Source organism: Microbacterium sp. WCS2018Hpa-9, from assembly GCF_031843745.1.
Lineage (GTDB): Bacteria > Actinomycetota > Actinomycetes > Actinomycetales > Microbacteriaceae > Microbacterium.
This window is the reverse complement of the sequence record NZ_JAVTIY010000005.1, coordinates 96,235-118,879: the sequence shown is the minus strand read 5'-3', so window position 1 is coordinate 118,879 and position 22,645 is coordinate 96,235. Positions and strand designations below refer to the sequence as shown.

General features: G+C 67.1%; 22 protein-coding genes. 7 read left to right on the top strand and 15 right to left on the bottom strand.

Annotation, left to right across the window (positions count from 1 at the left end; all coding sequences use genetic code 11):
* Positions 1-20: 20 nt before the first annotated feature.
* Positions 21-464: a MarR family transcriptional regulator gene (locus RQG82_RS11760; RefSeq protein WP_311259265.1), complete on the bottom strand. Its 444-nt coding sequence runs from the start codon at positions 462-464 to the stop codon at positions 21-23.
* A 45-nt stretch (positions 465-509) separates the two neighbouring features.
* Between RQG82_RS11760 and RQG82_RS11755 the strand changes: the two genes are divergently transcribed.
* Positions 510-752, top strand: a complete 243-nt coding sequence (locus tag RQG82_RS11755; protein WP_311259264.1) for a hypothetical protein — start codon at positions 510-512, stop codon at positions 750-752.
* A gap of 9 nt (positions 753-761) precedes the next feature.
* On the opposite strand, the gene RQG82_RS11750 is transcribed toward RQG82_RS11755, so the two are convergent.
* Together RQG82_RS11750 and uvrB are read right to left on the bottom strand one after the other, a co-directional pair.
* Positions 762-1,094, bottom strand: coding sequence for a TfoX/Sxy family protein (locus RQG82_RS11750; RefSeq protein WP_311259263.1), 333 nt, complete (start codon positions 1,092-1,094; stop codon positions 762-764).
* A 19-nt stretch (positions 1,095-1,113) separates the two neighbouring features.
* Positions 1,114-3,186, bottom strand: coding sequence for an excinuclease ABC subunit UvrB (gene uvrB, locus RQG82_RS11745; RefSeq protein WP_311259262.1), 2,073 nt, complete (start codon positions 3,184-3,186; stop codon positions 1,114-1,116).
* A 64-nt stretch (positions 3,187-3,250) separates the two neighbouring features.
* On the opposite strand from uvrB, the gene RQG82_RS11740 reads away from it, so the two are divergent.
* The gene (locus tag RQG82_RS11740) at positions 3,251-3,871 is read left to right on the top strand and encodes a DUF4126 domain-containing protein (protein ID WP_311259261.1); all 621 of its coding nucleotides are present in this window, start codon (positions 3,251-3,253) and stop codon (positions 3,869-3,871) included.
* Here RQG82_RS11740 and RQG82_RS11735 read toward each other — a convergent pair.
* The 10 genes from RQG82_RS11735 to rpsA form a co-directional block, all read right to left on the bottom strand.
* Positions 3,844-4,635 carry a GNAT family N-acetyltransferase gene (locus tag RQG82_RS11735; protein WP_311259260.1) on the bottom strand — a complete coding sequence of 264 codons (792 nt, stop codon included), beginning with the start codon at positions 4,633-4,635 and terminating at the stop codon, positions 3,844-3,846. The two genes, RQG82_RS11740 and RQG82_RS11735, sit on opposite strands and share 28 nt — an antisense overlap.
* Before the next feature lie 73 nt (positions 4,636-4,708).
* The gene (locus tag RQG82_RS11730) at positions 4,709-5,941 is read right to left on the bottom strand and encodes an MFS transporter (RefSeq protein ID WP_311259259.1); all 1,233 of its coding nucleotides are present in this window, start codon (positions 5,939-5,941) and stop codon (positions 4,709-4,711) included.
* A complete protein-coding gene (coaE, locus tag RQG82_RS11725) occupies positions 5,917-6,516 on the bottom strand; it encodes a dephospho-CoA kinase (protein ID WP_311259258.1) in 600 nt (199 codons plus the stop codon). Before coaE ends, RQG82_RS11730 begins: the two co-directional genes overlap by 25 nt.
* A 32-nt stretch (positions 6,517-6,548) precedes the next feature.
* Positions 6,549-7,133, bottom strand: coding sequence for a CoA-binding protein (locus tag RQG82_RS11720; RefSeq protein WP_311259257.1), 585 nt, complete (start codon positions 7,131-7,133; stop codon positions 6,549-6,551).
* Positions 7,130-8,434, bottom strand: a complete 1,305-nt coding sequence (locus tag RQG82_RS11715; protein WP_311259256.1) for an O-acetylhomoserine aminocarboxypropyltransferase/cysteine synthase family protein — start codon at positions 8,432-8,434, stop codon at positions 7,130-7,132. Before RQG82_RS11715 ends, RQG82_RS11720 begins: the two co-directional genes overlap by 4 nt.
* Entirely contained in the window at positions 8,431-10,437 is a 2,007-nt protein-coding gene (gene acs / locus RQG82_RS11710; RefSeq protein WP_396653612.1) for an acetate--CoA ligase, read from the bottom strand. Before acs ends, RQG82_RS11715 begins: the two co-directional genes overlap by 4 nt.
* The gene (locus RQG82_RS11705) at positions 10,434-11,294 is read right to left on the bottom strand and encodes an ABC transporter permease (RefSeq protein WP_311259254.1); all 861 of its coding nucleotides are present in this window, start codon (positions 11,292-11,294) and stop codon (positions 10,434-10,436) included. The genes acs and RQG82_RS11705 overlap by 4 nt, the downstream gene beginning before the upstream one ends.
* Positions 11,291-12,337 carry an aliphatic sulfonate ABC transporter substrate-binding protein gene (locus RQG82_RS11700; RefSeq protein WP_311259253.1) on the bottom strand — a complete coding sequence of 349 codons (1,047 nt, stop codon included), beginning with the start codon at positions 12,335-12,337 and terminating at the stop codon, positions 11,291-11,293. The genes RQG82_RS11705 and RQG82_RS11700 overlap by 4 nt, the downstream gene beginning before the upstream one ends.
* Entirely contained in the window at positions 12,334-13,185 is an 852-nt protein-coding gene (locus RQG82_RS11695; protein ID WP_311259252.1) for an ABC transporter ATP-binding protein, read from the bottom strand. Before RQG82_RS11695 ends, RQG82_RS11700 begins: the two co-directional genes overlap by 4 nt.
* 133 nt (positions 13,186-13,318) lie before the next feature.
* The gene (rpsA, locus tag RQG82_RS11690; protein ID WP_056377208.1) at positions 13,319-14,773 is read right to left on the bottom strand and encodes a 30S ribosomal protein S1; all 1,455 of its coding nucleotides are present in this window, start codon (positions 14,771-14,773) and stop codon (positions 13,319-13,321) included.
* A 204-nt stretch (positions 14,774-14,977) separates the two neighbouring features.
* Here rpsA and RQG82_RS11685 point away from each other — a divergent pair, with 204 nt between their 5' ends.
* Positions 14,978-15,913: a 5'-3' exonuclease gene (locus RQG82_RS11685; RefSeq protein WP_311259251.1), complete on the top strand. Its 936-nt coding sequence runs from the start codon at positions 14,978-14,980 to the stop codon at positions 15,911-15,913.
* A 1-nt stretch (position 15,914) separates the two neighbouring features.
* On the opposite strand, the gene RQG82_RS11680 is transcribed toward RQG82_RS11685, so the two are convergent.
* Positions 15,915-16,901 (bottom strand): PHP domain-containing protein, encoded by a 987-nt coding sequence (locus RQG82_RS11680; protein ID WP_311259250.1) that lies wholly within the window; start codon positions 16,899-16,901, stop codon positions 15,915-15,917.
* An 8-nt stretch (positions 16,902-16,909) separates the two neighbouring features.
* The gene (trpD, locus tag RQG82_RS11675) at positions 16,910-17,974 is read right to left on the bottom strand and encodes an anthranilate phosphoribosyltransferase (RefSeq protein ID WP_311259249.1); all 1,065 of its coding nucleotides are present in this window, start codon (positions 17,972-17,974) and stop codon (positions 16,910-16,912) included.
* Between the two features lie 288 nt (positions 17,975-18,262).
* On the opposite strand from trpD, the gene RQG82_RS11670 reads away from it, so the two are divergent.
* From RQG82_RS11670 to RQG82_RS11655, 4 genes are read left to right on the top strand one after another with little or no spacing between them, the layout of a single operon-like run.
* A complete protein-coding gene (locus RQG82_RS11670; RefSeq protein WP_311259476.1) occupies positions 18,263-18,820 on the top strand; it encodes a heme-copper oxidase subunit III in 558 nt (185 codons plus the stop codon).
* A 20-nt stretch (positions 18,821-18,840) separates the two neighbouring features.
* A complete protein-coding gene (locus tag RQG82_RS11665; RefSeq protein WP_311259248.1) occupies positions 18,841-19,644 on the top strand; it encodes a c-type cytochrome in 804 nt (267 codons plus the stop codon).
* Positions 19,645-19,680: 36 nt separating this feature from the next.
* On the top strand, positions 19,681-20,757 hold the full coding sequence (locus RQG82_RS11660) for a Rieske 2Fe-2S domain-containing protein (protein WP_311259247.1): 1,077 nt from the start codon (positions 19,681-19,683) through the stop codon (positions 20,755-20,757).
* Complete coding sequence (locus RQG82_RS11655; protein ID WP_311259246.1) at positions 20,754-22,568, top strand: cytochrome bc complex cytochrome b subunit; 1,815 nt, start codon at positions 20,754-20,756, stop codon at positions 22,566-22,568. The genes RQG82_RS11660 and RQG82_RS11655 overlap by 4 nt, the downstream gene beginning before the upstream one ends.
* The last annotated feature ends 77 nt before the right edge of the window (positions 22,569-22,645 follow it).

The window sequence follows — 22,645 nt, the reverse complement described above, 5'->3', positions numbered from 1 at the left end:
GCCCACACCCTATGACGCGGTCACTCCTGGGCTGAACGGCGCCCCGCGAACGCCGACAACCCGTCGCGGAGTGCCGCGATCTGCTGCAGGTCCATTCCCACTGCGGCCATCACCTGGTGAGGAACGTCGAGGGCTCGGTCACGCAGAGCCCGACCGGCGTCCGTGAGCGTGATGTCGAGACGCCGCTCGTCCTCGGCACTGCGCTGTCTCGCCACCAGACCGTCGGCCTCCAGCCGCTTCACCAGCGGCGACGCCGTCGCAGGCTCGAGCGCGAGATCGGCCGCGAGGTCGTTCAGTGGTCTCGGCGCCCGTTCCCAGAGCGCCAGCATCACGAGATACTGCGGATGCGTGAGCCCGAGGGGTTCGAGAATCGGCCGGTAGATCGCCACGACGTTGCGCGCTGCGGTCACCAGAGCGAAGCAGAGCTGGTTGTCGAGCTTGAGCAGGTCGTCCGTTGCGGTCACGGATTCGAATATACATTGACACTAATAGTTAGTACACTAAGCAACATGGCCAGTTCTGATGATCGTCCTCCGCTCCGCACTCGGATCCGCGAGGCCGGAGGTCTGTATGCCTGGTTCAACTCGAATCTGATCCGCTTCGCGGGCCCGGCCTCGGTCGGCCCCTACGAGAAGACTCCCCCGCCGACCCCGTCCGAACGCGCCGAACGCGCCTGTCCGCTGTGCGGCGCGCCGATGAGCGACCACGAGATCGACCGGTCGGGTCCGAAGACTCTCGTCCACTGCCCCTGAGACGCGCTCTCAGTCGTCTCGCGCTGCGTCTTCACGTGCGATGTCGAGCCAGGCAGCAAGGTCAGCATCGTCGGCGAGCACGCTGGGGGACACGTCGAGCCAGCCGGTCCCCATCGTCCGCGGACCCATGACCGCGGGCGCGACCCCAGGCCGGGTGATCAGCGAGGCCCCGTGCTCTTCATCGACACGAACGAGCAGCACCCCGCCTGCGCGCGCACCGACGAGGATGTGACCGCCGAGAAGAAATGCGCGCGTGCCGAACATCCGCTTCTCCTCGACGTTCCCGTCGAGCGTCAGAAGGGCTCTCACTCGATCGGCGAGCTCTTCTCCTGATGCGTCCATCCTGGTCGCTCCCGTGCCGTCAGGCGTGGCCGGCCTTCTCCATGGCCCGCAGCTCCTTCTTCATGTCCTGCACCTCGTCACGCAGTCGTCCGGCGAGCTCGAACTTGAGCTCAGCGGCCGCTGCCAGCATCTGGTCGGAGAGGTCCTGGATGACGGCTTCGAGCTGCTGAGCGCCCTCGGCGGCGATACCGGTGCGCCGGAGGTTGGGCGTCGGCGACTTGCCCTTACCTGTCGCACGCCCGCGGCCGGACATCATCGCAGCGGTGTCGGCGCCTTCGCGGGCGAGCACCTCGGTGATGTCGGCGATCCGCTTGCGCAGCGGCTGCGGGTCGATTCCGTGCTCGACGTTGTAGGCGACCTGCTTCTCGCGTCGTCGATCGGTCTCTTCGATCGCCTTGGCCATCGAGTCGGTGATCCTGTCGGCGTACATGTGCACTTCGCCCGAGACGTTGCGCGCCGCTCGGCCGATCGTCTGGATCAGCGACGTGCCCGATCGCAGGAAGCCCTCCTTGTCGGCGTCGAGGATCGCGACGAGCGACACCTCGGGCAGATCGAGTCCTTCACGCAGCAGGTTGATTCCGACGAGGACGTCGTAGACGCCTGCCCGCAGCTCACTGAGCAGCTCGACTCGTCGCAGGGTGTCGACGTCGGAGTGCAGGTACCGCACGCGCACGCCGTGCTCGCCGAGGAAGTCCGTGAGCTCTTCGGACATCTTCTTGGTGAGCGTCGTCACGAGCACTCGCTCGTCGCGCTCGACACGCAGCCTGATCTCTTCGAGAAGGTCGTCGATCTGGCCCTTGGACGGCTTCACGACGATGTGCGGGTCGACCAGACCGGTCGGGCGGATGATCTGCTCGACCACGGCGTCGGCGATGCCCATCTCGTACTTGCCGGGGGTCGCCGACAGATACACCGTCTGCCCGATCCGGTTCTTGAACTCGTCCCACCGGAGTGGCCGGTTGTCCATCGCGCTCGGCAGCCGGAAGCCGTGGTCGACGAGTGTGCGCTTGCGGGAAGCGTCTCCCTCGTACATCGCGCCGATCTGCGGCACCGTGACGTGCGACTCGTCGATCACGAGCATGAAGTCGTCGGGGAAGAAGTCGAGCAGCGTGTGCGGTGGCTCGCCGGGCTGACGGCCGTCCATGTGCCGGGAGTAGTTCTCGATTCCCGAGCAGAAGCCGAGCTGCTGCAGCATCTCGAGGTCGAAGGTCGTGCGCATCCGCAGGCGCTGGGCCTCGAGAAGCTTCCCCTGACGCTCGAACTCCTTGAGCCGCTCTTCGAGCTCGTGCTCGATCGTGCCGATGGAGCGCTGGATCACGTCGGTGCCCGCGACGTAGTGCGAGGCGGGGAAGATCGGCACGGAGTCGAGCTTCTCGATGACCTCGCCGGTCAGCGGGTGCAACGAGTAGAGCGCTTCGATCTCATCCCCGAACAGCTCGATGCGGATCGCATGCTCTTCGTAGACGGGGATGATCTCGATGGTGTCGCCCCGCACGCGGAAGTTACCCCGGGAGAAGTCGACGTCGTTGCGGTTGTACTGCATCGAGATGAACTGCCTGATGAGCGCGTCGCGGTCGTACCGCTCACCCACCTGGAGCGCGACCATCGCTCTGAGGTACTCCTCCGGCGCGCCGAGGCCGTAGATGCAGGACACCGTGGAGACCACGATCACGTCTCGCCGACTCAGCAGGGAGTTGGTGGTCGAGTGGCGCAGTCGTTCGACCTCGGAGTTGATCGAGGAGTCCTTCTCGATGAAGGTGTCGGTCTGGGGCACGTACGCCTCAGGCTGGTAGTAGTCGTAGTAGGAGACGAAGTACTCGACGGCGTTGTTGGGCATCAGCTCGCGGAACTCGTTCGCGAGCTGTGCGGCGAGCGTCTTGTTGTGCGCGAGGACGAGCGTCGGGCGCTGCACCTGCTCGACGAGCCAGGCGGTGGTCGCGGACTTTCCCGTGCCGGTCGCTCCAAGCAGGACGATGTCGGTCTCGCCGGCGTTGATGCGCGATGCGAGTTCGGCGATGGCCTTGGGCTGGTCGCCGGCGGGCGCGTAATCGCTGATGACCTCGAAAGGGCGGACGCTGCGCGTAGGTTGCATACCACCAGCGTATGCCGGGCCACCGACATCGGGGCCACGAGCGGCGTCCGCCTAGAGTGGGGGCGTGATCGAGTTCCTCATCGGCACCAGTCTCGCCGCGTCCGCTGGCCTCAACGCCTGGATGCCGCTGTTCCTGCTCGGTCTGGCCGATCGGCTGCTGCCCGCCGTGGTGCTGCCGTCGTCGTGGTCATGGCTCTCGAGCGACCTCGCACTCTGGATCCTCGGAGGTCTCCTGCTGCTCGAGATCATCGCCGACAAGATCCCTGCGCTCGACTCGGTGAACGACGTGATCCAGAGCATCCTTCGTCCGGCATCCGGAGGTATCGCCTTCGGCGCGGGCTCGGGTGCGCAGACGATCGCGGTCGACGACCCTGCCGCTTTCTTCACCGACAACGCCTGGGTGCCGGTGGTCTCCGGCATCGCGATCGCCCTGGTCGTGCACATCGTGAAAGCGACGGCGCGAGTCGCCGCCAACACCGTGACCGGCGGCCTTGCGGCTCCTGTCCTGAGCACGGCTGAGGACGGGGCGTCATTCATGCTCGCGTTCACGGCGATCGTCATCCCCGTCGTGGCCGCCCTGCTGCTGGTGGGCCTCGTCATCGTCGTCATCGTGGGTGTGCGCCGTCTGGCGCGCAGGCGTCGAGAGGGCGGCGCCGATCAGTCAGTCGGCCGCGTCCACACGTAAGGAGTGGTGGTCGAGACCTTGACGAGTCCTGCGCGCTCGAGGATCGGCCGCGAGAACTCGGTGCAGTCCGACTGCAGGTACAGCTTGCCGAGTGCGAGGGCGGATCGCGCGCGCTCTGCCGTCAGCGCTCGGTAGATCCCTCGCCCCCGCCACTCGGGCAGCGTCGCTCCGCCCCACAGGCCGGCGAAGCGGGTGCCTGCCACGGGCTCCAGGCGTCCAGCGCTGATCACCTCTCCGTCAGCCACGGCCGTCCAGACCTCCACGGTGTCATCCTCCCGAATGCGCTGCAGCGTCGTCTCGACGCGCACGCGCCACCGCGGGTCGCCGAAGACCCTCCCCTGCATCTCCTCCATCGCGAACACCTCGGCCTCGGTGCGCGCGCGCCGGAGCTCCACCTCTGCGGGAAGGTCCACGGGGTGGGCGAGCGCTGCCGCTTCGCCGATCATCACCGACTCCTCCTCCTCCGGCACGAATCCACGGTGCTCCAGAGCCTGGCCGAGCCCTGGGGCACGATCATGCCCTCGCGTCTTCCACTCGATCGAATCGATGCCGCTGAGGGTCGCGAAGTGCGCGAGCGCGACGTCGATGAGCTCCTCGATGTCGGCTGAGTCGCGGCCATCGAGGTCGGAGTACGACACGAACCCCCGACCGCCAGGGAAGACGGCGAGTCGCAGCGGGCCGTGCGCCGCCACGCTGAGCGCGTGCGCCACCTCGGCATCCGTGCGCAGCTCACGATCGTAGGCGGCGAGATAGGTCATGCGCATGAGGGCGATCCTCCCGGTCGGCAGCGGCAGCGGCAGCGGCAGCGAATGACGATGACGATGCGCCGCTTCGCGATCATACGCGGCCGGTCGGCGTCGACCGCAGGGCGCGTGCGGCCAGCGCGGCGGACACCGCGCACATCGCCACGATCGCCGCCACGAACCACGCCCAGTCAGCCGTGCCGAACACGAACCCCAGCGCCCATCCGAAGAGACTCGAGCCCGCGTAGTAGCCGAAGTAGTAGAGCGACGATGCCTGCGCCCTGCTGTCAGGAGCGGCTGCGACGGGAGCCCACCCCGAGGCGACGGCATGCGCGCCGAAGAAGCCGCCGGTGAAGAGCAGCAGCCCGACGATCACCACGAAGAGGCTCTGGCCGAGCATCGCGAGGGCGCCGAGAGCCATCACTGCGATCGAGAACAGCAGCACCGGATACCGACCGAAGCGGGATGCGAGCGCGCCCGCCGTCGGTGACGACACGGTGCCCGCGAGGTAGGCCAGGAAGAGCAGCGTGACCACCCAACCCGGAAGGGCGAACGGCGCGTCGATCAGGTGGAACCCGAGGTAGTTGTAGACCGCGACGAAGGCCCCCATGAGAAGAAAGCCCTGCATGTACAGCGCGAGCTGCGGCAGGGAGCGCAGCGGCACCGCCAGCCGTGCGAGCATCCCCGGTGTCGCGTCGTCGCGAAAACGACCGGGCACGAATCCCTGCGCCTTCGGGGTCAGCCAGAGGAACAGGACGGCTGCCACCGCGCACACACCGGCGACGGTCCAGATGCCCGCGCGCCATCCCCACGGCTCACCCACGATTCCGGACAGAACACGACCGATCAGGCCGCCCACGGTCGTGCCGGCGATATAGCTCCCCGCCGCTGTCGCGGCATCGCGTGCTCTCACCTCCTCGCTGAGATACGCGAGCGCCACTGCGGGCACAGCACCGAGCGCCACGCCCTCGAGCAGACGCAGTGCCAACAGCATCTCCATGCCGGTGCTCAGCGGCGCGAGAAGCCCCAGAGCGGTCGCAGTGAGGATGCCGATCCCCATGGCGAGGACCCGTCCGATGCGATCTGCCACCATGGACCACGGAATGACGGCTGCCGCCAGTCCGAGCGTCGCAGCCGACACCGCCAGTGCCGCGCTGGCAGGCGTGATCCCGAGGTCCGACGAGAGCTGCGGCAGGACGGCCTGCGGCGAATACAGCTGCGCGAACGTCGCGATGCCGGCGAAGAACAGTCCGACGATGAGACGCCGATAGGCGGGAGACCCCGGCGTGTGACCGGTGAAGGTCACGACGAGCGGATCCGCTCCCACAGGGCGTCGGTCTGCCGGATCGTCTGCTCCAGAGAACCCGAGGTGTCGATGACCTCGTCGGCGATCGCCAGCCGACGCTCGTCCGACACCTGCGCGTCGATCCGCTCCTGCGCCGCCTGCTCCGCCATGCCCCGCAGCTCGACGAGCCGCCGCCGGCGCTCGTCTGCCGGTGCATGGGCGACGACGATCAGATCCCACGGGTCATCGACCCGCGCCTCGACCAGAAGAGGGACGTCGTACACGACGACCGTCTGGGGATCAGCGGAGGCGGCCGCCTCGAATCGACGCTGCGACTCGGCACGCACCGCGGGGTGCACGATCGCGTTCAGCCGCGACAGCTGCTCGGGATCGCCGAACACCTTGGCGCCCAGCGCCGCACGATCGAGTGCGCCGCCCGCCGCGATGACGTCGGCGCCGAACACCTCCTCGATCCGAGCCAGCACCGCGGAGCCTGGCGCCTGCACGTCGCGCACGATCTGATCGGCGTCGACGACGACCGCTCCGAGCTCTGCGAGTCGTCGTGCGATGGTCGACTTTCCCGAGGCGATGCCGCCGGTGAGCGCGATGAGAGGCATCTCGCCAGTCTAGGCTCGGCCGCGAACGCGGGTCATCGCGCCAGCAGCTGCCGACGTGAGCTGATGACCCCGGTGTCGAATCCGGCGAGGTGGAGCCCCCCGTGGAAGCGGGCATGTTCGATCTTGATGCACCGGTCCATCACGACCGAGAGCCCCGCGCCTTCGGCGATGGCAGCGGCATCCTCGTTCCATGACCCCAGCTGCAGCCAGAGCGTCTGCGCGCCGGCCTCGATCGCCTCCTGGGCGACTCCCGGCAGGTCGTCGTGCCGGCGGAAGACGTCGACGATGTCTGGCACCACAGGCAGGTCGGAGAGCGAGGCGTAGACCGGCTGACCGAGGATCTCCGATTCGCGCGGGTTGACGAGGTAGACGTCATAGGCGGTGCTGGAGAGCAGGTAGGTCGCGACGAAGTACGACGCACGCGCGGGGTTGTTCGATGCGCCGACGATGGCGATGGACGTCGCGCGGCGGAGGATGCCGAACCGCTCCTGCTGACTGGGGCCGGTCCAGGTGCGACCGAGGGGCGACGACGAAGACCCGGGGAGTGCGCAGGATGCGGTCTCCTGCGCAGTCGGAAGCTCGCAGGCGTCGACCCCTGTGGTCTCGATTCCGCTCATCGGGTCGCTCCTGTCGCTGTCGTGAGGCCCTGATCGAGATCCCAGATGATGTCTTCGGCGTCCTCGAGGCCCACAGAGATCCGAATCAGGTCGGGGCGCACGCCCGCGGCTTCGAGCTGCGATTCCGTGAGCTGCCGGTGGGTGGTGGATGCAGGGTGGATGACGAGCGTGCGCGCATCGCCGATGTTCGCGAGATGCGACGCCAGCTGCAGGTTCTCGATGAGCGTCTCCCCCGCTGCGCGGCCGTCGTCGGCCTTCACCCCGAAGGCGAACACCGAACCGGGGCCGAGCGGCAGGTACTTCGCGGCACGCTCGTGGTGCGGGTGATGAGCGAGACCCGCCCAGGTCACATAGTCGACCCGAGGGTCGGAATCGAGCCACTCGGCCACGATCCGTGCGTTCGCGAGGTGCGCATCGATGCGCTGCGGCAGCGTCTCGACTCCCTGCAGGAGGTTGAATGCCGACTGCGCGCTGAGCGCGGGGCCGATGTCACGGAGCTGCTCGGTGCGGAGCTTGGTGAGGAACCCGTACTCGCCGAAGTTGTCCCACCACTTGATGCCGCCGTAGGACTCGACCGGCTCCGTCATCTGCGGGAACCGTCCGTTGCCCCAATCGAAGGTGCCCTTCTCGATCACGACGCCACCGAGCGTGGTGCCGTGGCCGCCGAGAAACTTCGTGACCGAGTGGATCACGATGTCGGCGCCATGCTCGAGCGGACGAGCGAGGTACGGGGTGGCGAGCGTCGCGTCGACGACCAGCGGCACTCCTGCGGCATGAGCGACCTCCGCCAAGCCCTCGATGTCGGCGATCTCGCCGGAGGGATTGCCGATCATCTCGACGTAGACGACCTTGGTCTCCGGGCGGATCGCGGCAGCGTAGTCGGCGGGGTCGGTGGAGGCGACGAAGGTCGTCTGCACGCCGAATCGGCGCAGCGTGACGTCGAGCTGGGTCACCGTGCCGCCGTACAGCTGGGCCGCGGCGACCACGTGGTCGCCTGCGCCGACGAGGGCGGCGAACGTGATGAACTCCGCGCTCATGCCGGATGCCGTCGCGACCGCGCCGATCCCGCCCTCGAGCGACGCGAGGCGCTCTTCCAGAGCGGCGACGGTGGGATTTCCGATGCGCGAGTAGATGTTGCCGTACTTCTGCAACGCGAAGAGGTTGCCGGCGTCAGCGGCGTCGTCGAACACGAACGACGTCGTCTGGTAGATCGGCACTGCACGGGCGCCCGTCGCGGCGTCGGGCGTTCCGCCCGCGTGGAGAGCCCTCGTGCGAAACCCGAAGCGATGTTCTTCCGTCATGATGTCCTCAGTTCAGCGTTCTCGAGCACGGCAGCGATGTCGCCGACGGCCCACGGATTCTGCAGCGATGTCGTATCACCCAGTGGGGTGGGCGCTCGTCCGGCCCGGCGATCCTGCTCTGCCTCCCACAGCTGAGCGAGAAGGCGGCGCATGATCTTGCCCGAGCGGGTCTTGGGCAGATCGGCGACCACGACGATGTGCTTCGGCTTGGCGACGGGCCCGATGGCGGTCGCCACCTGCGACCGCAGCGCGGTCGTCGACACGTCCGCTCGTCCGGAAGGCGTCACGAACGCGACCACCGCCTGGCCCGTCACGGGGTCGCCGACACCCGCCGTTCCCGCCTCGCCGACCGTCTCGTGGGCGACCAGCGCCGACTCGATCTCGATCGTCGAGAGTCTGTGGCCCGAGACGTTCACCACGTCGTCGAGGCGTCCGAGGATCCAGATGCAGCCGTCGGCGTCTCTGGTCGCGCCGTCACCCGCCACGTAGTAGCCGCCATGTTCGCCGTGCCCTGCATACGTCGACCAGTATGCATCGCGGTACCGCTGCGGGTCGCCCCACACCGTCCGCGCCATACCCGGCCACGGGCGGCGCACCACCAGCGTTCCGGATCGCCCGGGGGCGACCTCATCGCCGTTCGCGTCCACGACCGTCGCGTCGATCCCCGGCAGCGGCACGGTGGCCGACCCTGGCTTCAGTGTCGTGACGCCGGGCAGCGGCGCGATCATCGCCGCCCCGGTCTCGGACTGCCACCAGGTGTCGACGATCGGCAGCTCGTTGCGACCGAAGTTGCGTCGGAACCAGATCCAGGCTTCGGGGTTGATCGCCTCGCCGACGGTGCCGAGCAGACGCAGAGTGGAGAGATCATGGCCCGACGGCAGGTCTGCGCCGAACCAGGTCATGAACGTGCGGATCAGTGTCGGCGCGGTGTAGTACACGGTCACGCCGTAGCGCTCGATGATCTCGAGATGCCGTTCGCGATCGGGGGTGTCCGGCGTCCCCTCGTAGATCACCTGGGTGAGGCCGTTCGAGAGAGGCCCGTAGATCTCATACGTGTGCGCGGTGACCCAGGCCAGATCAGCCGTGCACCAGTGCACGTCGTCGGGTTTCGCGTCGAAGTGCGCCCAGTGAGCCCAGCTCGCGTGCGTCAGGTACCCGCCGGAGGTGTGCACCAGGCCCTTGGGCTTTCCCGTGGTCCCTGACGTGTAGATGATGAAGAGCGGGTGCTCCGCGTCGAACGCGAGAGCCTCATGCTCGCGTGAGGCGGTCTCGACCACGTCGTGCCACCACACGTCCCGGCCGTCCGTCCAGGGAACGTCGTGCCCTGTGCGCCGCAGAACCAGCACGTGCTCGAGATCGGGCAGATCCGCTGCCGCGAGATCCGCCGTCGACTTGACCTCGGTCGCAGTGCCTCGGCGGAACTGCCCGTCGCTGGTCACGAGCAGCTTGGCGCCGGTGTCGATGAGCCTGAATCGCACGGCCTCAGCCGAGAAGCCGCCGAAGACGAGCGAATGCACCGCACCGATGCGCGCGCAAGCGAGTGTGATGACGACCGTCTCGATCAGCACTGGCAGGTAGATGACCACGCGGTCGCCTGCCTCGATGCCGAGCGCCGTCAGAGCGTTCGCCGCCTGCGAGACGCGACGCTGCAGATCGGCGTAGGTGACTGAGGTCCGGTCGCCCGGCTCGCCTTCGAAGTGCAGCGCGACCCTGTCGCCGCGGCCATCGACGACGTGACGATCGACACAGTTGTATGCGACGTTGAGTCGCCCGCCCACGAACCAGCGAGCGGCCGGAACGGCGTCTCGCGCGGGCGGATCCCACTCGTGTGCCGTGTGCCATGGCTCGGCCCAGTCGAGTCGATGAGCCGCCTGCTCCCAGAAGGCGACAGGATCGGCTGCGGCCCTCGCATACGCCTCCTGTGTGACGTTCGCCTGCGCAGCGAACGCGGCGGGAGCGGGATACGCACGAGTCTCGTGCAGACGGGCCTCGGTCATGGTCATATCCACCGGCGGAGCAGGTACTTCTCGACCAGCACGAGGATCGCGTTGGTGATCGTGCCGAGAAGGGCGAGCAGAACGATCGAGAGGATGATCCTGTCGACGCGTCCGCTGTTCTGCGAGTCGGTCAGCAGGAACCCGAGTCCCATCGACGATGCGATGAGCTCGGCGGCGACGAGGAACAGCCATGCCTGAGCGAGCGCGAGGCGGAGACCTGCCGCGACCGACGGCACGACGGCGGGCAGCTGCACCGTGCGGAAGAGAGACCAGCCGCGCAGGCTGAACGACCGCCCTGCCTCGACGAGCTGCGGGTCGACGTGGCGGAGCGCCGACGCCACGGTGGTGTAGACCGGGAAGAAGGCGCCGATGGCGATCAGCGTCACCTTGGACTCCTCGCCGATCTGCATCCAGAGGATCAGCAGCGGAACCCAGGCCAGCGACGGCACCGCTCGGATCGCCGAGAGGGTGGGACTGAGCAGCACGTCGCCGATCCTCGACAGTCCGACGATGCCTGCGGCCGCGAGTCCGACCACGGACCCGACCGCGAACCCGAGCAGCACGCGCTGGACGGAGATCGCGATGTGGGTCCAGAGCACGCCGCGTTCGGCCAGCTCGGCACCCGCGGTGAAGACGGATGCCGGCGACGGCAGCAGATACGGCGCGACGAGACCCGTGGCCGTGGCCATCTGCCACGCCCCGAGGATGACGAGCGGCAGCAGCAGTCCGCCTATGACGCGCACGGCGGGTCGATCCCACGCATGACGCGCACCGGCTTCGTCGCGTCGGCGGACTCCGCTCGCCGCGTCGAGAGCCTCCTGCGCATCCGCGGGCACCACCACCCGCTGGTCGGGAACGATCACTCGCCTCCGACCGCCTTCTCTGCGAACGTGGCGTTGACGATCGAGTCGAGGGCCTTGTCGACCGACTCCTCGCCGCCCTGAACATCGCCTGACGCGACGAGCACCGGCGCGATCTTCTCGAGCACGGCGATCTGCGCCTCGCCCGGGATGCCGCTGACGTCGAGGTTCGAGCGCTCCTCGATCACGGTGGTCGCGACCTCGATGTCGATTCCTGCGACCTCGGCCAGCAGTGCCGCGGTCTCGTCGGGGTTCTCGAGCGCCCACTCACGTGCCTGCTCGTACGCGTTGACGACCGCCTGCGCGAGGTCGGCGTGGTTCTCGATGAAGTCCTCGGTGGCGTTGAGGAACCCGTAGGTGTTGAAGTCCACGTTGCGGTAGATGAGCTGGTCGCCGGATTCCACCTCGGCCGCGGCCATGATGGGGTCGAGGCCCGCCCAGGCGTCCACCGAACCGCCGTCGAGAGCAGCGCGTCCATCGGCATGCTGGAGGTTCTGCACCTCGACGTCGTCGACCGAGAGTCCCGCCTCCTCGAGCGACTGGAGCAGGAAGAAGTAGGGATCCGTTCCCTTCGTCGCGGCGACCGACTTGCCCGCGAGATCCTCCACCGAGGCGATGTCACTGTCGGGGCCGACCACGATCGCCGACCACTCCGGCTGCGAGAAGATGTCGATGACCTGGATGGGCGAACCGTTCGAGCGGGCCAGCAACGCGGCTGAGCCGGCCGTCGAGCCCACATCGATCGAGCCGGAGCGGAGCAGCTCGTTCGCCTTGTTTGAGCCGGCGGACTGCACCCACTCGACCGCCACATCATCGCCGAGGATCTCCTCGAGGATGCCCTGGTCGCGGATCACCAGGCTGAGGGGATTGTACGTCGCGAAGTCGATGGAGAGCGTGTCTGCTGACCATTCGCCCGTTGCGGCCGCATCGTCCGTCGATGAGTCAGAGGCCGTGGCGTTCTCCCCGGCGACGCAGCCGGTGGCGACGAGCATCATCGTCCCTGCGATCGCGATCGCAGGGACGATTCGGCGGGTGATGGTGCTCATCGGGTCTCCTCGGTGGCAGTGCGGTGGTGGGTGTCGACGCCGAGTCCCTCTAGGAGCTCGGCACGGAGGTCGGCGAGACCGCGATCGGCGCGGTCTCGAGGGCGGATGCCCGGCACGGTGATGGCGCGCGCGATCGACGGCGCCTCCGTGTCGGCATCGCCGAGAGTGCGCAGCAGCAGCACCCGATCGGCGAGATAGAGGGCCTCTTCGACGTCGTGGGTGACGAGGAGGACGGTGGTCGGCTCGGCCGCATGGATCTTCAGGAGCAGATCGTGCATCCGCAGTCGGGTGAGCGCATCGAGTGCGCCGAACGGCTCATCCAGCAGCAGCACTCCGGGGTTCCGAGCGAGGGCGCGCGCGAGCGAAGTCCGCTGCGCCATACCGCCCGACACTTCGCGCGGCCGCTGGTCGGCGGCCTGCTCGAGGCCGACGAGCTCTATGAGCTCCCGCACCCGCTCGCGGCCTTCGCGGCGGGCAGTGCCTCGAGGCAGACCCAGTTCGATGTTCTGCGCGATGGTCCGCCAGGGAAGCAGTCGTGGCTCCTGGAATGCCACGGCGGTGCGCTCGTCGACATCGGCCACGTGCGAATCGTCGATGCGGATGCTGCCCCCGGTCGGAGCATCCAGTCCCCCGACCAGACGCAGCAACGTCGACTTCCCACACCCGGAGGGTCCGACGATGGCGACGATCTCGCCGGCAGCGACGTCGACGTCGACCCCTCGGAGCACCTCGCGACTGCCCCGGGAGAGCGGGAAGCTGCGCGCCACTCCCTGCAGGCGCACCGGCTGCGCAGTGCCGGCGATCGCCGACGCGCCAGCCGAGGAGGGCCCCGAGAGCAGAGATGTCATGACCCCATGGTGTCCAACCGCCCGGATTGTCACGAATGCCGTCGTAATGTTCGGTCACGTAGCCGCCTGAACCCGCGGATACGCAGAACGGGCCGCCATCCCGAAGGATGACGGCCCGTTCAGAGCGTGATGCTTAAGCGTTGCCGCCCGAGAGCTTCTCGCGCAGAGCGGCGAGAGCCTCGTCATCCGCGAGCGTGCCCGCGCCTGCGACCTCGCTCGAGAAGACCTGGCCACCGAAGTCGTCGCCAGCGGCCGCCTCGGCCTCGGCTGCCTTGGCAACCTGAGCCTTGTGAGCCTCCCAGCGAGCCTGGGCTGCAGCGTACTCCTGCTCCCATGCCTCGCGCTGGGTGTCGAAGCCTTCCTTCCATGCACCGGTCTCGGGGTCGAAGCCCTCCGGGTACTTGTACTCGCCGGCCTCGTCGTACTCGGCGAGCATGCCGTAGAGCGCCGGGTCGAACTCGGTGCCGTTGACGTCGACGGCCTCGTTCGCCTGCTTCAGCGAGAGCGAGATGCGGCGACGCTCGAGGTCGATGTCGATGACCTTGACGAAGACCTCTTCGCCGACCGACACGACCTGCTCGGCCAGCTCGACGTGCTTGCTGGAGAGCTCGGAGATGTGGACGAGGCCCTCGATGCCGTCTGCGACGCGAACGAACGCACCGAACGGAACGAGCTTGGTGACCTTACCCGGCGTGACCTGACCGATCGCGTGGGTGCGGGCGAAGACCTGCCACGGGTCCTCCTGCGTCGCCTTCAGCGACAGGGAGACGCGCTCGCGGTCGAGGTCGACCTCGAGGATCTCGACGGTGACCTCCTGGCCAACCTCGACGACCTCGGAGGCGTGCTCGATGTGCTTCCAGGACAGCTCGGAGACGTGCACGAGGCCGTCCACGCCGCCCAGGTCGACGAACGCACCGAAGTTGACGATCGACGACACGACACCCTTGCGGACCTGACCCTTGTGAAGGTTGTTCAGGAACGTGGTACGCGACTCCGACTGCGTCTGCTCGAGCAGCGCACGGCGGCTGAGCACGACGTTGTTGCGGTTCTTGTCGAGCTCGAGGATCTTGGCCTCGATCTCCTGGCCGAGGTACGGCGTGAGGTCGCGGACGCGGCGCAGCTCGATGAGCGAGGCCGGCAGGAAGCCACGGAGGCCGATGTCGACGATGAGTCCACCCTTGACGACCTCGATGACCGTTCCGGTGACGACGCCGTCGTTCTCCTTGATCTTCTCGACGTCCCCCCAAGCGCGCTCGTACTGCGCACGCTTCTTGGAGAGGATCAGACGGCCTTCCTTGTCCTCCTTCTGGAGAACCAGGGCCTCGACCTCGTCGCCGACCTTGACGACCTCGTTCGGGTCGACGTCGTGCTTGATCGAGAGCTCGCGCGAGGGGATGACACCCTCGGTCTTGTATCCGACGTCGAGGAGGACCTCATCGCGGTCGATCTTGACGATCGTTCCCTCGATGATGTCGCCGTCGTTGAAGAACTTCAGGGTCTTCTCGACCGCGGCCAGGAAGTCTTCAGCAGATCCGATGTCATTGATCGCGACCTGCTTGGTGGCCGGGGCGGTCGTTGCGGTAGTCATGTAGTGGGTTGTCCTTGTGAATGGAGACTCGGGCTGAGGGCTCCGGCCGCGCACGACCGATGATGAGCTCTGCAGCGATTGATTTGGTTTTCGACACCAGGGCATGCACAGGCACGCCACGAGTGACAATCAAGGCTATCAGATCACGGGGCGATATGACGGACTCGATACCATCCCCGCCGGGCACGCTGACAGACTGTCTGCATGCCCCGCGCCGACAAGCTCCTCCTGCTCGACACCGCAAGCCTCTACTTCCGCGCCTTCTACGGAGTGCCCGACAAGGTCACGGCACCCGACGGCTCTCCCATCAACGCCGTCCGAGGGCTGCTCGACATCATCGCGAAGCTGGTCACGCTGTACGAGCCGACCCACGTGGTCGCGTGCTGGGACGACGACTGGCGACCGCAGTGGCGCGTCGATCTGATCCCGAGCTACAAGGGGCATCGAGTCGTCGAGGTCGTCGCCGCCGGGCCCGACGTCGAGGAGGTCCCCGATCCCCTCGAGTCGCAGATCCCGCTGATCCGTCAGACGCTGGGAGCGCTCGGCATCCCGATCATCGGCGTCGCCGAGCACGAGGCCGATGACGTCATCGGCACCCTGGCGACGCACGCGACCATGCCGGTCGACATCGTCACGGGCGATCGGGATCTGTTCCAGCTCGTCGACGACTCGAGGAACATCCGCGTCATCTATACGGCTCGGGGAATGAGCAACCTCGAGATCGTCACGGATGCCGTCGTGGTGGCGAAGTACGGTGTGCTGCCCAGCCAGTACGCCGACTTCGCCACGATGCGCGGCGACGCGTCCGACGGGCTGCCCGGCGTCGCAGGCGTCGGAGAGAAGACCGCGGCCACGCTCTTGCAGGCCCACGGCGACCTGGTCGGCATCCGAGAGGCGGCCGAGGCCGGCGAGGGCATGAGCGCCGGAGTCCGCGGGAAGATCCTCGCCGCGGCGGACTACCTCGATGTGGCGCCGACCGTCGTCGCCGTGGCGCCCGACCTCGAGATCGTGGCCCCGAGCGACGCGCTCCGCCCGCTCGACCCGGCCGAGGTCGACGCTGCGACCGCGCTCGCCGAGAAGTGGAACCTCGGAGGCTCGATGACCCGCGCCGTCGCCGCGATCGCGACGATCGAAGGCTGACTCAGCTCGCCCAGGCGAGCAGCCGGTCGAGTCCCCAGGTGGTGACGATCCTCGATGCGGGGACGCCGGCTCGCTCCGCCCGTTCCGCACCGTGGTCGAGCAGCGAGAGCTGACCCGGTGCGTGCGCGTCCGAATCGATCGAGAACAGGCAGCCCGCCTGCAACGCGATCGCAATCAGTTCGTCGGGCGGATCCTGTCGTTCGGGTCGCGAGTTGATCTCGACGGCCACTCCGTTCTCCGCGCACGCCGCGAAGACGGCCGCCGCATCGAACTGGGATTCGGGGCGAGTGCCGCGTTCGCCCTGGACGAGGCGGCCCGTGCAATGGCCAAGGACGTTGACACGCGGATGCGAGACGGCTGCGATCATGCGGGCCGTCATCGGCCTCGCGTCCATGCGGAGTTTGGAATGCACGGATGCCACGACGATGTCGAGCTCGCCGAGCAGAGCATCGTCCTGGTCGAGGGCGCCGTCTTCGAGGATGTCGACCTCGATGCCGGCGAGCAGCGTGAACCCATCCCCCGACTCGGCGCGCACGAGCGGGATCTGCTCGCGAAGTCTTTCGGGTGAGAGCCCGCGGGCGACCCTGAGGCGCGGCGAGTGGTCGGTGATCGCCTGGTATTCGTGTCCGAGTGCTCGCGCCGCCGCCGCCATCACGGGGATGGGCGTCGTGCCGTCCGACCAGTCCGTATGGGCGTGCAGATCTCCGCGCAGCTTCGCCCTCAGCGCGGATACCCGCTCGGGCTCGACATCGCCGCGCAGCTCGACGAGGTAGTCGGGGACGTCTCCGCTCTGAGCCTGCCGGATGACCGCGAACGTCGACTCGCCGATCCCCTTCGCAGCGCGCAGCCTCGTCGGATCCGTGCGGACATCCTCCGGCAGCTGCTGCAGAGTGGCCGCGGCCTGCCGGAAGGCCTTCGCCCGATAGCGAGATGCCCGTTCGCGCTCGAGCAGCGAGGCGATCTCGAGCAGAGCGGCTACGGGGTCCATCGTGCTGTCTACGCCGACGCGAGCTCGCGGCTCACGCCGATCCACTCATCGAGCTTCGCGACGGCGCGGCCGTCGTCGACCGCAGCGGCTGCTCGCTCGTACCCCGCACGGAGCCGCTCGAGGATCGGGCGCTGCACCTGCGTCGCATCCTGGGAGAGCTCGAACGCGACGATCCCGGCGGCGGCATTGAGCAGGACGATGTCTCGCACTGCCCCCTTCTCACCCTCGAGCGTCCTGCGCAGCACTGCGGCGTTGTGATCGGGTGTCCCGCCGATCAGGTCCGCGAGGTCTGCGATCGGGATGCCGAGGTCGCGCGGGTCGAGGTCGTGCTCGTGGATGTCGCCGCGCGTGACCTCCCAGATGCGACTGTGCCCCGTGGTGGTCAGCTCGTCGAGTCCGTCGTCTCCACGGAACACCAGCGCCGTCGCGCCTCGCGTGCGGAACACGCCTGTGATGAGGGGAACGCGTTCCAGCTGCGCCACGCCGACCGCGTTCGCCTCCGCGCGAGCGGGGTTGCACAGCGGGCCGAGCATGTTGAATACGGTGGGGACGCCGAGTTCGGCGCGCACGGCGCCCGCGTGCTTGAAACCCGGATGGAAGGCGCCCGCCCAGGCGAAGGTGATGCCCGTGCGGTCGAGGATCGTCGAGACCGCCGCGGGATCGAGAGTGAGTTCCAGCCCGAGTGCGCTCAGCACGTCAGACGACCCAGAGGCCGAGCTGGCGGCACGATTTCCGTGCTTGACGACCGGGATGCCGGTGGCGCCGATGATGACTGCGGCCGTCGTCGAGACGTTGACCGTGCCGACACGGTCGCCGCCGGTGCCGACGATGTCGAGAACGTCGGGCGACACGGGCAGCGGGACCGCGGCCTCGAGGATGGCGTCGCGGAAGCCGACGATCTCGTCGATCGTCTCCCCCTTGGCTCGGAGAGCGACGAGGAAGCCGGCGAGCTGAGCCTGAGTCACGTCGCCGCGCATGATCTGGCGCATCGCCCATGTCGACTCCCAGACGCTGAGATCACGACGCTCCAGAAGAGTGGTGAGCACGTCGGACCAGGTCAGGGAATCAGCCATGTGTGCGATCCTATCGGCGCCGGGAAAACGTGCAGACTCTTCCCGAGCACGAGTCGAGCATCGACCATCCCGCGTTTCCCGCGTATTCACCGAGGATTCGCAGCGTTTTCTTAGGGTTGCCTAAGTCGATCGAAGGCGAAACCGGGGTCCCCGGTGCGAGAATCATGCCCGCGGATCGGCCATAATGGAAGGGTGACGACCTCAGCGACGTATGCCCCGGCGGCAAGAACGATCAAGCGCCCCAACCCGGTAGCTGTCGGCACCATTGTGTGGCTCGGCAGCGAGGTGATGTTCTTCGCGGGACTCTTCGCGATCTACTTCACTCTCCGCAGCACCTCTCCCGAGCTCTGGGCCGACCGCACCGAACTGCTGAACGTTCCGTTCGCGTTCGCGAACACGGCGATCCTCGTGCTCTCCTCGTTCACCTGCCAGATGGGCGTGTTCGCGGCTGAGGATCTGCAGCCGTACCGCATCGCCAAGGGGCAGAAGAACGGCGCAGGTCGCCGTCGCCTGTTCGGCTGGGGCATGGTCGAGTGGTTCTTCCTCACCTTCGCCCTCGGTGCGATCTTCGTCTCCGGTCAGGTGTGGGAGTACGCACAGCTCGTCGCGGAGGGCATGCCGATCAGCGCTGACTCGTACGCATCCGCCTTCTACATCACGACGGGCTTCCACGCCCTGCACGTCACCGGCGGTCTGATCGCGTTCCTCCTCGTCATCGGGCGTGCATACGCCGTCAAGAATTTCCGGCACAAAGAGGCGACGTCCTCGATCGTGGTGTCCTACTACTGGCACTTCGTCGACGTCGTCTGGATCGTGCTGTTCGTCGTTATCTACTTCCTGAAATAAGAGCGGAGCTGATCCCCGAGATGGCACGAGAGAAGAAGCGCCGTTCGAATGGCCGTCGCAGCCCACTGGCTGCGGCAGCGCTCATCGGAGCAGGCCTCATGATCACCGGCGCGGTATACGCCGGAACGTCCGCAGCCTTCGCTGCGACCGACACCCAGACCACTGCTGCGAGCACGCTCACGGTCGAGGACGGCGAGAAGCTGTTCACGGCGAACTGCGCCACCTGCCACGGTCTCGATCTGCAGGGCACTGCGAACGGACCGAGCCTCTACGGCGTCGGCGAGCTCGCGACCGAGTTCCAGCTGTCGACGGGGCGCATGCCGCTGCAGATGCAGGGACCGCAGGCTCCCCAGAAGGAGCCGCAGTTCACCGAAGAGCAGATCCTGGCGATCTCGTCCTTCGTGCAGAAGTCGGCTCCCGGCCCGACCTTCCCCGAGGACCACATCCTCGACGGAGGCGGAGACGTCGCCAACGGCGCCGAGCTGTTCCGCGTGAACTGCGCGATGTGCCACAACGTGGCAGCAGCCGGTGGCGCCCTCACCGAGGGCAAGTACGCCCCGGCACTGACCGAGACCAGCGCGCTGCACATGTACGCGGCCATGGTCACGGGCCCCCAGAACATGCCCGTCTTCGGCGACATGAACCTGTCGGACGAAGACAAGCGCGACATCATCTCGGCTCTGCTCTTCCAGCAGCAGTCCGTGCAGATCGGCGGATTCTCGCTCGGTTCGCTCGGTCCCGTCTCCGAGGGCCTGTTCGTCTGGATCTTCGGCATCGGCGCGCTCGTCGCCATCACCGTGTGGATCACGGCGAAGTCCAACTGACGCTTATTCATCGAAGAGGAACGTACGAGGAGCACCATGGCACACGACGACGACTCGCAGGCTCTTGACAGGGCCTACCAGCCCTCTCCAGGGCTGGGTGTCGCAGTCAGCGATCCCGTGCAGAACCCGGGGCTGCCGCCGCACCGCGAGCGGATGACCGACAAGGACCCGCGCGCCGAGAAGGCTGCGGAGCGCACGGTCTACACGCTGTTCTACCTTTCGCTGGCGGGAAGCATCTGGGCGGTCGCCGCCTACATGCTCTTCCCGATCGAGAGCGGCGCTCTCATCGACATCCGTCAGAACAACCTCTTCATCGGTCTCGGCATCTCGCTGGCACTGCTCGCCATCGGAATCGGTGCGATCCACTGGTCCAAGGCGCTGATGGCCGACAAGGAGCACATCGAGTACCGCCACCCCACCCGGGGCAAGGACTCGACGCGAGAGGCCGTCATCGCCTCGTTCGCCACGGCGAACGAGGAATCCGGTTTCGGCCGACGCACGATGATCCGCAACTCGCTGTTCGCGGCGATCGTGGCCTCGATCATCCCCGGAGTCACGCTCTTCCGCGGTCTCGCTCCGCACAGCACTCCTGATGACCCCACCGCGGGCGACCCGGTGGTGCTGCTGAAGCACACCATGTGGGAGAAGGGTCAGCGTCTCGTGCGCGACCCCGACGGCACGCCGATCCGCGCAGCGGATGTCACCCTCGGATCCGCGTTCCACGTGATTCCCGAGGACCTCGCCGAGCTCAGCCACCATGACGGCTACCTCGAGGAGAAGGCCAAGGCCATCGTGCTGATGATGCGCCTGCGCCCCGAGCAGCTCATCGAGGCCGAAGACCGCAAGGACTGGTCGTACGACGGCATCGTCGCGTACTCGAAGGTCTGCACGCACGTCGGGTGCCCTGTGGCACTGTACGAGCAGCAGACACACCACCTCCTCTGCCCCTGTCACCAGTCGCAGTTCGACGTCACGGATCACGCCAAGGTCATCTTCGGACCGGCCGCACGTCCGCTGCCGCAGCTGCCCATCACCGTCGACGACGAGGGCTACCTCGTCGCACGCAGTGACTTCACCGAGCCCGTCGGCCCGAGCTTCTGGGAGCGCCATTGAGCACCGCAACGCTGTCCAAAGAGGACAAGGACAACAAGGCGCCTCTCGGCGGTCGATTCGTCGGCGCCGCGTCGAACTACATCGATGAGCGCACCAGCATCTCCGGCTTGGTCAAGGAGCTCGGTCGCAAGATCTTCCCCGACCACTGGTCGTTCATGCTGGGCGAGATCGCGCTGTGGAGTTTCGTGGTCGTGTTCCTCTCGGGAACCTTCCTGACCTTCTTCTTCGAGGCCTCCATGGTCGAGACGCATTACACGGGTGCCTACGCCCCGATGCGCGGGATCGCGATGTCGGCCGCGCTCGAGTCGTCGCTGAACATCTCGTTCGACCTCCGCGGTGGGCTTCTGGTGCGCCAGATCCACCACTGGGCCGCGCTGGTCTTCGTCGCCGGCATCGGCGTGCACATGCTCCGCGTCTTCTTCACGGGCGCGTTCCGCAAGCCTCGCGAACTCAACTGGGTGATCGGCTTCGTGCTGTTCGTCCTCGCGATGGCAGAGGGCTTCACCGGTTACTCCCTGCCTGACGACCTGCTCTCGGGCAACGGCCTGCGCATCATCGACGGAATGATCAAGGGCATCCCGCTGATCGGCACCTGGACGTCGTTCCTCCTCTTCGGAGGCGAGTTCCCGGGCACCGCCATCGTCGGCCGCCTGTACACGCTGCACATCCTGCTGCTTCCGCTGCTGGTGATCGGCCTCATCGCCGTGCACCTGATGCTGATGATCGTCAACAAGCACACGCAGTTCGCCGGCCCCGGCCGCACGAACGACAACGTCGTCGGCTACCCGATGATGCCCGTGTACATGTCGAAGATGGGCGGCTACCTGTTCATCGTCTTCGGCACGATCGTGCTGATGGCGACGTTCTTCCAGATCAACCCGATCTGGAACTACGGCCCGTACGACCCCTCCCCCGTCTCCGCCGGTACACAGCCTGACTGGTACATCGGATTCGCCGACGGTGCTCTGCGTCTGGCTCCGTCGAACCTCGACGTGGTCTTCCTCGATCGCACCTGGTCGTTCGGAATCCTGCTGCCGCTGGTGGTCCTCGGTCTGTTCATCGTGCTCGTCGCGATCTATCCGTTCATCGAGGCCTGGGTCACGGGTGACAAGCGCGAGCACCACATCGCTCAGCGCCCGCGCAACGCTGCGACTCGCACCGCGATCGGCGTGGCCGGCGTCGTCTTCTACGCCGTCCTGTGGGCAGCAGCATCGTCCGACCTCATCGCGACGCACTTCATGCTCACGATGGAAGGCGTGATCCACGCGCTTCAGGCTCTGCTGTTCGTCGGACCGGTTCTCGGCTACTTCATCGCCAAGCGGATTGCGATCGCACTGCAGAAGAAGGACCGCGAGATCGTCTTGCACGGCTTCGAGTCCGGCCGTATCGTCCGCCTCCCCGGTGGCGAGTTCATCGAGGTCCACCAGCCCGTCGACAAGTACGACCGCTGGAAGCTCATCGATGTCGACGGCTACGAGCCGCTGGTCGTGCGCCCCAACGCGAAGGGACGCATCTCGTGGACCGAGAACCTGCGGTCCTCCATCTCACGCTGGTTCTTCGAAGACCGTCTCGCTCCGCTCACGCAGTCCGAGATCGAGGCCGCGGATGCGCACCAGCATCACGTGACGGCTCAGAACGATGAGACCGAAGCGGCCGAGATCCAGGGCGCTCACGAGCGCGCAGGCGTGCCGGATGCTCCGATCACCGTCAGCGAGACCCACGTCGATGAGACGGCGAACACTCCCAGCACGGTCATCTCGACCGAGCCGGTGAAGAAGCCTCGCAAGAAGAAGTCGGAGGACGGCGAGTAACATCTCCGCTCCCCCGCGAAAGGGCCCTGTTCGATTCTCGGACAGGGCCCTTTCGCATTCGGGAGCTTTCAATGTGC